Source organism: Amycolatopsis sp. NPDC054798, assembly GCF_053611505.1.
This window is the reverse complement of the sequence record NZ_JBSHAM010000182.1, coordinates 1-9083: the sequence shown is the minus strand read 5'-3', so window position 1 is coordinate 9083 and position 9083 is coordinate 1. Positions and strand designations below refer to the sequence as shown.

General features: G+C 71.3%; 8 protein-coding genes. 3 read left to right on the top strand and 5 right to left on the bottom strand.

The features are described from left to right. Nucleotides 1–179 precede the first annotated feature (179 nt). Complete coding sequence (locus ACWGIC_RS44065) at nt 180–1034, bottom strand: LLM class F420-dependent oxidoreductase (RefSeq protein WP_452081899.1); 855 nt, start codon at nt 1032–1034, stop codon at nt 180–182. A 148-nt stretch (nt 1035–1182) separates the two neighbouring features. On the opposite strand from ACWGIC_RS44065, the gene ACWGIC_RS44060 reads away from it, so the two are divergent. Continuing rightward, nucleotides 1183–1476: a DUF3040 domain-containing protein gene (locus ACWGIC_RS44060; RefSeq protein ID WP_452081898.1), complete on the top strand. Its 294-nt coding sequence runs from the start codon at nt 1183–1185 to the stop codon at nt 1474–1476. Between the two features lie 3 nt (nt 1477–1479). On the opposite strand, the gene ACWGIC_RS44055 is transcribed toward ACWGIC_RS44060, so the two are convergent. Further along, a complete protein-coding gene (locus ACWGIC_RS44055; protein WP_452081897.1) occupies nt 1480–1959 on the bottom strand; it encodes an Lrp/AsnC family transcriptional regulator in 480 nt (159 codons plus the stop codon). A 175-nt stretch (nt 1960–2134) separates the two neighbouring features. Between ACWGIC_RS44055 and ACWGIC_RS44050 the strand changes: the two genes are divergently transcribed. After that, complete coding sequence (locus tag ACWGIC_RS44050; protein ID WP_452081900.1) at nt 2135–4408, top strand: transketolase-like TK C-terminal-containing protein; 2274 nt, start codon at nt 2135–2137, stop codon at nt 4406–4408. Between the two features lie 72 nt (nt 4409–4480). On the opposite strand, the gene ACWGIC_RS44045 is transcribed toward ACWGIC_RS44050, so the two are convergent. From ACWGIC_RS44045 to ACWGIC_RS44035, 3 genes are all read right to left on the bottom strand, one after another. Continuing rightward, nucleotides 4481–5572, bottom strand: coding sequence for an alcohol dehydrogenase catalytic domain-containing protein (locus tag ACWGIC_RS44045; RefSeq protein WP_452081896.1), 1092 nt, complete (start codon nt 5570–5572; stop codon nt 4481–4483). Between the two features lie 23 nt (nt 5573–5595). Further along, complete coding sequence (locus ACWGIC_RS44040) at nt 5596–7008, bottom strand: aldehyde dehydrogenase family protein (RefSeq protein WP_452081895.1); 1413 nt, start codon at nt 7006–7008, stop codon at nt 5596–5598. 63 nt (nt 7009–7071) lie between these two features. Further along, a complete protein-coding gene (locus tag ACWGIC_RS44035) occupies nt 7072–7743 on the bottom strand; it encodes a GntR family transcriptional regulator (RefSeq protein ID WP_452081894.1) in 672 nt (223 codons plus the stop codon). Nucleotides 7744–7922: 179 nt separating this feature from the next. Here ACWGIC_RS44035 and ACWGIC_RS44030 point away from each other — a divergent pair, with 179 nt between their 5' ends. Then, entirely contained in the window at nt 7923–8405 is a 483-nt protein-coding gene (locus ACWGIC_RS44030; RefSeq protein ID WP_452081893.1) for a hypothetical protein, read from the top strand. The last annotated feature ends 678 nt before the right edge of the window (nt 8406–9083 follow it).

Below are 9083 nucleotides of genomic sequence, written 5' to 3'. Positions count from 1 at the left end.
GCGCGGGGGGCCGGGGCGGGGGGGGGGGGGGGCCGGCCGGTCACCGCCACACGAAACGAGAGGGAAAGCCGTTCCGGGAATGACGCGCGGCGGCCGAGTTCACCCGTTCAGGTGCTTATCGCTTGCTCACCGAGCAGGTCCATACCAATGGAGGTAGTGCGGTCCGAAGTGGACGCCGGTCAGGCCCCGGCGAGCTGGCCGAGCTTCCCGGCGAGCCGGTCCAGCCACGCTTCGACCTCGCCCGCCGAGCGGTCCGGCAGGCCGAACACGACCTCGGTGACGCCCGCGTGTTCAAGCTGGGCCAGCCGCTCCGGATCCGGGCGCGGGCCGAGCGCGATCACCTCCGGTTCGCCCTCGCGGCCTTCTTCGCGCCAGATTTCGCGCAACTGCGCGACTTTCGCGGTGATGTCGTCCTCGCCCGGCGTGGTCAGCCAGCCGTCGCTGTGCTTCGCGATCCAGCGGAACGTGCGCTCGTTCCCGCCCGCGCCGACGATCACCGGAACCTTGGGCTGCACCGGTTTCGGCCACGCCCAGCTCGGCCCGAACTCGACGAACTCGCCCGCGTAGCTCGCCTCCTCCTCGGTCCACAACGCGCGCATCGCCTCGAGGTACTCGCGCAACGCGGTGCGCCGCCGCTTCCCGGGCACGCCGTGGTCGGCGAGTTCGTCGGTGTTCCAGCCGAACCCGACGCCGAGCGCGACCCGGCCGCCGGACAGGTGGTCCAGCGTCGCGACGGTCTTGGCCAGCGTGATCGGATCGCTTTCCACCGGCAGCGCCACCGCGGTGGCCAGCCGGATCGTCGAGGTCACCGGCACCGCGCTGGCCAGCGCGACCCACGGGTCGAGCGTGCGCAGATAACGGTCGTCCGGAAGCGAGGAATCGCCGGTCCGGGGATGCGGGGCGTCCCGCCGGACCGGGATGTGGGTGTGCTCGGGCACGTAGAACGTCGCGAACCCGGCCTCTTCCGCGGCCTGGGCGGCCGCCGCCGGGGAGATGCCCCGGTCGCTGGTGAACAACACGATCCCGTATCTCACCCCCGGCACGTTATTAGAACGTGTTTCAGTTCGCAACGGCCCCGGGCCCCGGACCGTTCCTGGAAAACCCGGGCTTGACGGGGCCCTGGGCCGGGTACTCCACTGGTACTTGAGCGATCACCGGCCCGTCCTGCCCGAGGAGGGGATCATGCTGCCCTATCGCGACCGCAGCGCCCTGCGGAAGATCGAAGAGGAACTCGCCGCGAGCGACCCCGTTTTCGCCGCGACGCTGAGCCAAGGCGTGCTGCCCGCGCAGTCCCGGCGGTGGCAGAAGATCCTCGTCCTCGCCGAGGCCACCGCCCTGCTGATGCTGGTCTTCGGCCTGATGGCCGGGGAAACCGGCTGGTTCCTGTGGGGCCTGACAGCGGCGCCGCTGCTGGTCTGGGCGCACCGGAGCCTGCTGCAGCGGCACCGCGAACGCGCGGCCGACGACCAGCCGTGACCTTCAGCGCCGCGCGGCGCGCTCGAGCAGCGGGGTGAGCCGGTAGGGCACCATCTCGCGCATGACGAGCGCGTTGTTGGTGCGCTCGACGCCGGGGATCTCCAGCATTTCCCCGGCGATCCGGTACAGGTCGTCGGCGTCGGTGGCCACCACGTGCACCAGAAGGTCCTGCGCGCCGGTCAATCCGCGCACCTGCAGCACTTCCGGCACCGCGGCGAGCGCACGGCCGACCTCGTCCAGCAGCCGCTGCCGCGCCTGCACGGTCACGAACGCGGTGAGCGGGTAGCCGAGCGCGGCCGGGTCGATCCGGTGCTCGGCCGAGCGCAGCGCGTCGCCCTGTTCGAGCCGGGCGAACCGGCTTTGCACGGTATTGCGGGACAGGCCCAGTTCGTCGGCGAGCGCGACCGCGGTGGCCCTCGGGGTGCGGCCGAGCGCGAGCAGGATCCGGGCGTCGGTGGCGTCGAGCCGCTGAGTGCTGGGCATGCTGCGCAGTCCTCTCCGCACCGCGAGGTGCTGACTTGGGCGTTCTGCGCAATGTCGTGCGCGCTTGTTGTGCACTCTACCCAGCTCTGCTGGACTGGCCTGAACTTTCCGCCCAAGAAAGGTCCGATTCGTCGTGAGCAGCGCCGCCCCCGAACGCCTTCCGGACAACGACACGGTGACCGTCCTGCGCGAGGTGCAGGACCGGGTGCTGTGGCTGTCGACCGCGATCATCGACCACGCGAACCGGGTGCGGCCCAATCCGACCGGGCTCAAGGTCGGCGGGCACCAGGCGTCCAGCGCCTCGATGGTGTCGATCATGACCGCGCTGTGGTTCGCCCGGTTGCGCGCCGAGGACCGGGTTTCGGTGAAACCGCACGCCTCCCCCGTGCTGCACGCGATCAACTACCTCCTCGGCGACCTCGACGAGAAGTACCTGACGACGCTGCGCGAGTTCGGCGGTCTGCAGAGCTACCCGTCGCGTTCGAAGGACCCGGACCGCGTCGACTACTCCACCGGTTCGGTCGGCATCGGCGCGACCGCCCCGATCTGGGGCGCGCTGGCGCGGCGCTACGTCGAGTCGCACGGCGGCGGCGCGGGCGCCGGACGGCAGTACTCGCTCGTGGGCGACGCGGAACTGGACGAGGGCGCGTGCTGGGAGGCGATCCTCGACCCGAACGTCGCCGAACTGGGCGAGGTCGTCTGGATCGTCGACCTGAACCGGCAGTCGCTGGACCGCGTGGTGCCGAACATCGGCGCGACCCGGCTGCAGGGCATGTTCGAGGCGGCCGGCTGGCAGGTGCTGACCGTGAAGTACGGGCGGCTGCTGCAGGACCTGTTCGAGCGGCCGGGCGGCGAGGCGCTGCGGCGGCGCATCGACGAGATGCCGAACCCGGAGTACCAGCGGCTTCTCCGCTGCACCCCGGCTCAGCTTCGCGAACGCCTCGCGGCTCCGGAACTGGCCCCGCTGCTGGACTCCCTCGACGACGACACGCTGCACGCCGCCATCCGCAACCTCGGCGGCCACGACCTGTCCGCGCTGCTGGACACGTTCGACGCCATCGAAGACCACCGGCCGACGGTCGTTTTCGCTTACACCGTCAAGGGATTCGGGCTCGCCAGCGAGGGGCACCCGCAGAACCACTCGTCGCTGCTGACCGCCGAGCAGCTGGGTGCGCTGGCCGATCGCGTCGGAATCTCGCCGGACAACCCGTGGCAGAAATTCCCCGAAGGCTCCGCGGCCGCGCAGCTGTGCGCTTCGACAGCCGCTCGGCTGGAGCGGGAACCCGTTGAGCTGCAACCGGTTCCGGCGCTGCCGTCCGACATCGGCCGCACGCCGTCCGGCCGCACCACGACGCAGGCCGCGCTCGGCCGCGCGCTGCTCGATCTGACCCGCGAAGCGCCCGAAGCGGCGGAACTCGTGGTGACGCTGTGCCCGGACGTCTCGTCCAGCACCAACCTCGGCGGCTGGGTCAACAAGGTCGGCGTGTGGTCGCCGCAGGAACGCGTCGACTGGTTCGCCGACGACCCGGAGACGATCCTGCACTGGCGCGAACGGCCCAGCGGGCAACATCTGGAACTGGGCATCGCCGAGGTGAACCTGGTGAGCGCGCTCGGCGAACTGGGCACCACGTGGTCGCGCTGGGGCCGTCCGCTGCTGCCGATCGGGGTGCTTTACGACCCCTTCGTCGAGCGCGCGCTGGAACCGTGGTCGTTCGGCATCTACGGCGGCGGACAGTCCATTTTGGTCGGTACGCCGTCCGGCGTCACGCTCGCGCCCGAAGGCGGTGCGCACCAGTCGGTGACCACGCCGTCGGTCGGGCTCGAACAGCCGGGTTGCGTGACCTACGAGCCCGCGTTCGCGCTGGACGTCGAGTGGACTCTGCTCGCCTCGCTGGCCCGGCTCGGCCGCCCCGACGGAACTTCCGCTTACCTGCGCCTGTCGACCCGTCCGGTGGACCAGAGCCTCGCCGCGGTGCCGGCTGATCCGGCCGCGCGGGAACGCCGCCGCCGGCAGGTCGTGGCGGGCGCGTACCCGATCCGCACCGCCGCGGTGGCGCGGCCGGACGTCACGCTGGTGACGATGGGCGCGATGGTCACCGAGGCGCTGGAAGCCGCCGACCGGCTCGACGCGCTGGGCAAGCACGCCGACGTCGTGTGCGTGACGAGCCCCGGCCTGCTGTTCCGCGCCGTGCAGGCGCGGGCGGGGCAGGACACCGCCGACACGTGGATTCTGGAGTCGGCGCTGCCGTCCGAACGGTCCGCGCCGATGGTGACGGTCCTCGACGGGCATCCGCACACGCTGGCGTTCCTGGCGAACGTCCACCGCGTGCGGGCGGCGCACCTGGGCGTGACGCGGTTCGGGCAGTCGGGCGATCTGGAAAGCGTGTACCGGCACCACGGCATCGACACCGACAGCATCATCCAGGCGGCGCTGGACGTGGCTGACTGACCGAGGTTGTTGTCCGTGAAGGACTCCTTGAGGGAATCAGATTCCCTCAAGGAGTCCTTCACGGACCCTTAGTCACCGGCCTTGGTCCCCGATGCGGACCAGCGAGCGGGCTCCCTCCCCGCGCCGCATCCGGTCGAACGCCTCGCCCACCTCCTCGAGCGAAATCCGGTGCGTCACCAGGGTTTCCAGGTCCAGCTCGCCCGAACGGACCTCGTCGGCGAGAACCGGGATGTCGCGATCCGGGTCGGAGGCGCCGTAGACCGTGCTGGTGAGCGTGCGGGCGAAGTGGAAGATCTCCAGCGGGTTCAGCACGACCTGCTGGTCCTTGCGCCCGACGCCGACCACCGTGCAATGCCCGCCGCGGCGCACCGAACTCCACGCCGTGCGGATCGTCGCCGCCGCGCCGACGCATTCGAAGGCGTAGTCCGCGCCGCGGCCCTCGGTCAGCGCGCGCACCTGCTTGGCGAGTTTGTCGTCGCTCACCAGGAAATCCGTCGCGCCGGCCGCGCGAGCGAGCGCTTCCTTCTCCGGCGACAGATCGGCCGCGATGATCTGCCCGGCACCCGCGAGCTTCGCCCCGAGCACGACGCACAACCCGATCCCGCCGAGCCCGAGCACGAGCACGCTCTGTCCTTTTCGGACTTTCGCGGTGTTGCGCACCGCGCCGACTCCGGTCAGCACCGCGCAGCCCATCAACGCGGCCAGATCGAGCGGCACGCCGCCCGGCAGCGGCACGACGGATCGCCCGGGCAGCACGGTTTCCTCGGCGAATCCGCCGACGCCGAGCAGGACGTTGAGCGGTTCGCCGTCCAGTTCCCCGCGCGGCAGCGTGGTGACGCCCTCGATCGCCGAGCACAACCAGGGTTCCCCGGCCCGGCAAAACCAGCACTCCCGGCACGCGGCGGCCCAGTTGAGCACCACCCGGTCCCCCGGCTGCACGTGCGTGACCGCGTCGCCGACTTCCGCGACGACGCCGGACGCCTCGTGCCCCGGCACGAACGGATACTGCGGGCGCAGCGTTCCGTCCACCATGGACAGATCGGAATGGCACACCCCGGCGGCGGCGATCCGCACCCGCACGTCCCCGGGTCCGACCGGCGGCAGCACGATGTCGCAGACCTCCGGACGCCCGCCCTGCTCTCGCACGACCACGGCTTTGACCACGGTGTCTTCTCCTCGGGTTCGCGCTAGAGCTGGATGGATTTGAGTTCGGTGAACTCGTCGAGCGCCGCGCGGCCCATCTCGCGGCCGAGACCGGACTGCTTGTAGCCGCCGAACGGGGCCAGCGGGTTGAAGGCCCCGCCGTTCACGTCGATCTGCCCGGTCCGGACCTTGCGCGCGAAGGCCAGCGCCCGGTCCTGGTCGGCGGACCACACCGCGCCGTGCAGGCCGTAGCGGGAGTTGTTCGCGATCCGCAGCGCGTCTTCCTCGTCGTCGAACGGGATGATCGACAGCACCGGGCCGAAGATCTCCTCCTGCGCGATCGTCGAATCGGGGTCCACGCCCGCGAAAACCGTCGGTGCGACGAAATATCCGGTGTCCGCCGGGGCTTCGGCGCCGCCGGTCACGAGAGTCGCGCCCTCGGCGATGCCCTTCTCGATGTAGCCGCGCACCCGGTCCCGCTGCGCGGCCGAGACGAGCGGGCCGAGTTTGGTTTTGGGGTCGAGCGGATCGCCCGTCGTGAACCCTTCGGCGAACGTCTTCGCGAGCGCTGCCGCTTCGTCCTGTTTTTCGCGCGGGACAAGCATTCGCGTCCATGCCGTGCAGGTCTGGCCGCCGTTGAGGAACGCGTTGGAGACGCCGACTTTGACCGCCGTCGCCAGGTCCGCGTCTTCGAGGATCACGTTGGCGGACTTGCCGCCCAGCTCCAGCGTGACGCGCTTGACCGTGCGCGCCGCCAGCTCCGCGACCCGCGTCCCGGCGCGCACCGAACCGGTGAACGACACGACATCGACGTCCGGATGCGTCGCCAGCGCCTCGCCGACCACCGGCCCGTACCCGGTGACCAGATTGACCACGCCGGGCGGGAAACCGGCCTCGTGGATCGCGTCGAACAGCTGGTAGGCGCTCAGCGGCGCGACCTCGCTCGGCTTCACCACGACCGTGCAGCCCGCGGCGAGCGCGGGCGCGATCTTGCAGGTGATCTGGTGCAGCGGGTAATTCCACGGGGTGATCGCCGCGACCACGCCCGCCGGTTCGCGCACGATCAGCGAGTTGCCGACTTTCTCTTCCGGCTCGTCCTCGCCGAGCAGATCGACGTACGTCTGCACGTCGGTCTGCGGCAGCGCGGCCTGGATCCGGGTCGCGATCCGCAACGGCGTGCCGACGTCCTTGGCGATCGTCTCGCCGATCTCGCCGGCTCGTTTCGCCAGCCCGTCAACGAGTTTGCGCAGCAGCTCCGCGCGTTCGGCCCGGGTGGTCGCGGCCCATCCGGGAAACGCCTCGCGCGCCGCCCGGACCGCCCGGTCTGCGTCGGCGGCCGTGCCCTCCGGAATGCGCGCCTGGACCTGCTCGGTGGCCGGGTTTTCCACCGGGATCGTGGCTTTTCCGTCCGAACGGACCCATTCGCCGCCGAGGTACAGCACGTCGCGTTCAGCCACCGAGTCTCCTTCGACCTGAGCTCCTCTTCCCCCGCCGGATTCTATAGAAAACGCTCCCGCTGTCTAGTGCTCCGCGAGCACGCCCTGCGCCGCGAGGAAATCCACCAGCAGGTCCCCCGCCTCGCGGATGTGCGCCGCCATCGCCTCCCGGGCCGCGTCCGGCTTGCGCTCGTTCAGCGCGGCGAGCACCCGATCGTGGTCGTCGCGGGCCAGCAGCGGCCAGCCGGGAATGTCGGCGTACGCGGAGAAGGGCACATACCTGAGCGTCAGGGACAGCATCCAGGTGAACTTCGGCGCGGAGGCCGCGCGATTGACCATGCGGTGCAACGCGAAATCGGCCCGCTCGGTCGCGTCGAGGTCGCCGTCGCGGACGGTTTTCTCGATCTCGCGCTGAAGGTCGTCCAGCCGCGCCAGCCCCGCCGGATCGAAGGCTTCCGCCGCGCGCGCCGCCAGCTCGCCGGAGACGTAGGCCTGCATCGCGTAGACGTCCACGACGTCCCGGCGCGTCACCGGGATCACCCGGAATCCGCGCCCTGGACGGAAATCCACCATGCCCTCGCCCGCCAGCGCCATCAGCGCCTCGCGGACCGGGGTGGCGCTGACGCCGAGGCGCTCCGCCAGATGCTCGGTGCGCAGCCGCTCGCCGCCGCGGACCGCGCCGGTCAGGATCAGATCGCGCACCTGCTTGGCGACCCGCGGACTCAGCCGTTCGCGCGCTTCTCCCGCCACCGTCACGAAAACTCCCCGCCAGCGTCGATTTCCCGCCATCGTAGCCCTTCACTGCCAGTGTGATGCCGGTCACTTTTTGCTTCGGGGAGAACCTCCGGCGGGGGTCGCGTCGACTACCCGGACGAACCCGAACACGGGTGCACCGCAGAGTGTCCTCAATGGACACCTCGAGGGAGGGAAACGGAATGTCAGCGAAGTCTTCGGTTCTGCGCCACGGCCGCCTGGCCGCCGCCACGGCACTCGCCGCGGCCGTCGTCGCGGGCGGAACGATCGGAGTCGCCGCGGCGGCCACCGGCGACCGCCCGGCGGCTCCGGTCGCCGCGGCTGCCGCGGCTCCGGTCGCCGCTGCCCAGCCGCCCGCCGAGCAGCCCCCGGAAGGAGCCCGGGCGGTCGTGAAGGTCGACCCGAACCCCGCCGCCCCCGGCGGGGACGTCACGATCACCGGCAACTGCGGCGGCGGCAAGGGCCTGAAGAAGGTGATCGGCGGCTACCCGGGCCATCAGATCCTCAAGGACGTCAAGATCGTCGACGCGAACCCGGAAGCCTTCAAGGCCACGGCGAAACTCACCACGAAGATCGGCGACGGAGTAGGCCCGGTGATGGTCGACTGCGACGGGGAAGCGGGAGTGACCCTGCTGGTGACCCACGTCCCGGCGGCGGGCCAGTGACGGCGCCGGGGAGTTTCCGCGGCACGCGGGTGACGCGGTTCGGAGGTGGTGTCGGCTAGGCGGCTTCCGCGGCTGGGGGTGACGGTTGCGGAGTCGTCCGGAAGCGACGGCTGGGGTTCGTCATCCCGCTGGCGTGGGTGGCCCGGGCTGGAGACGACGCTGACGGGCGAGCAGACCGGTAAACCCGTGCGGTCACCGGCTCGGCCAACGCGTCGCCGACCGCGACGGTCGTGTCCCCAGGCCCGGCCGTCGCGCGCCCGGGTCCGGGGGAAACGCCCGGCAACCGAGCGGACCGCCCAACCCGGGCGATTACCGGCTCGGCCAACGACGTTGCCTACCGCAGCCGTGGTGTACCCAGCGCAGCCGCCACGCGCTCGGCCCGGAGGCAACGCCCGATCACCCGGGCGGGCACCGGATCGGCCAACGGCGTCGCCGACCACGACGGTCGTGTCCCCGGGTCCGGCCGTCGCGCGCTGGGCCGGGGCCGGGGACCACCGAGACCGCCAGCCAGACGGTCACCGGTTGGGTCTGGAGGCGATGCCGCTTCCAGACCGGGCCGAGTCCCCGGCCCGGTCTGGAGACAACGTCCGCCAGCCATGAAGCCCCGCCAACCCGGACGGTCGCCGAGTCCGGCCGACGGCGACCCGCGGGCTGCCTGCGCGGCAGGCAGGTGACCGG

What these genes read in the sequence shown, in the direction of transcription:
- ACWGIC_RS44055 (WP_452081897.1), bottom strand. Translation starts at nt 1,959, where the DNA reads ATGCCCAGCACTCAGCGGCTCGACGCCACCGACGCCCGGATCCTGCTC.
- ACWGIC_RS44060 (WP_452081898.1), top strand. Translation starts at nt 1,183, where the DNA reads ATGCTGCCCTATCGCGACCGCAGCGCCCTGCGGAAGATCGAAGAGGAA.
- ACWGIC_RS44030 (WP_452081893.1), top strand. Translation starts at nt 7,923, where the DNA reads ATGTCAGCGAAGTCTTCGGTTCTGCGCCACGGCCGCCTGGCCGCCGCC.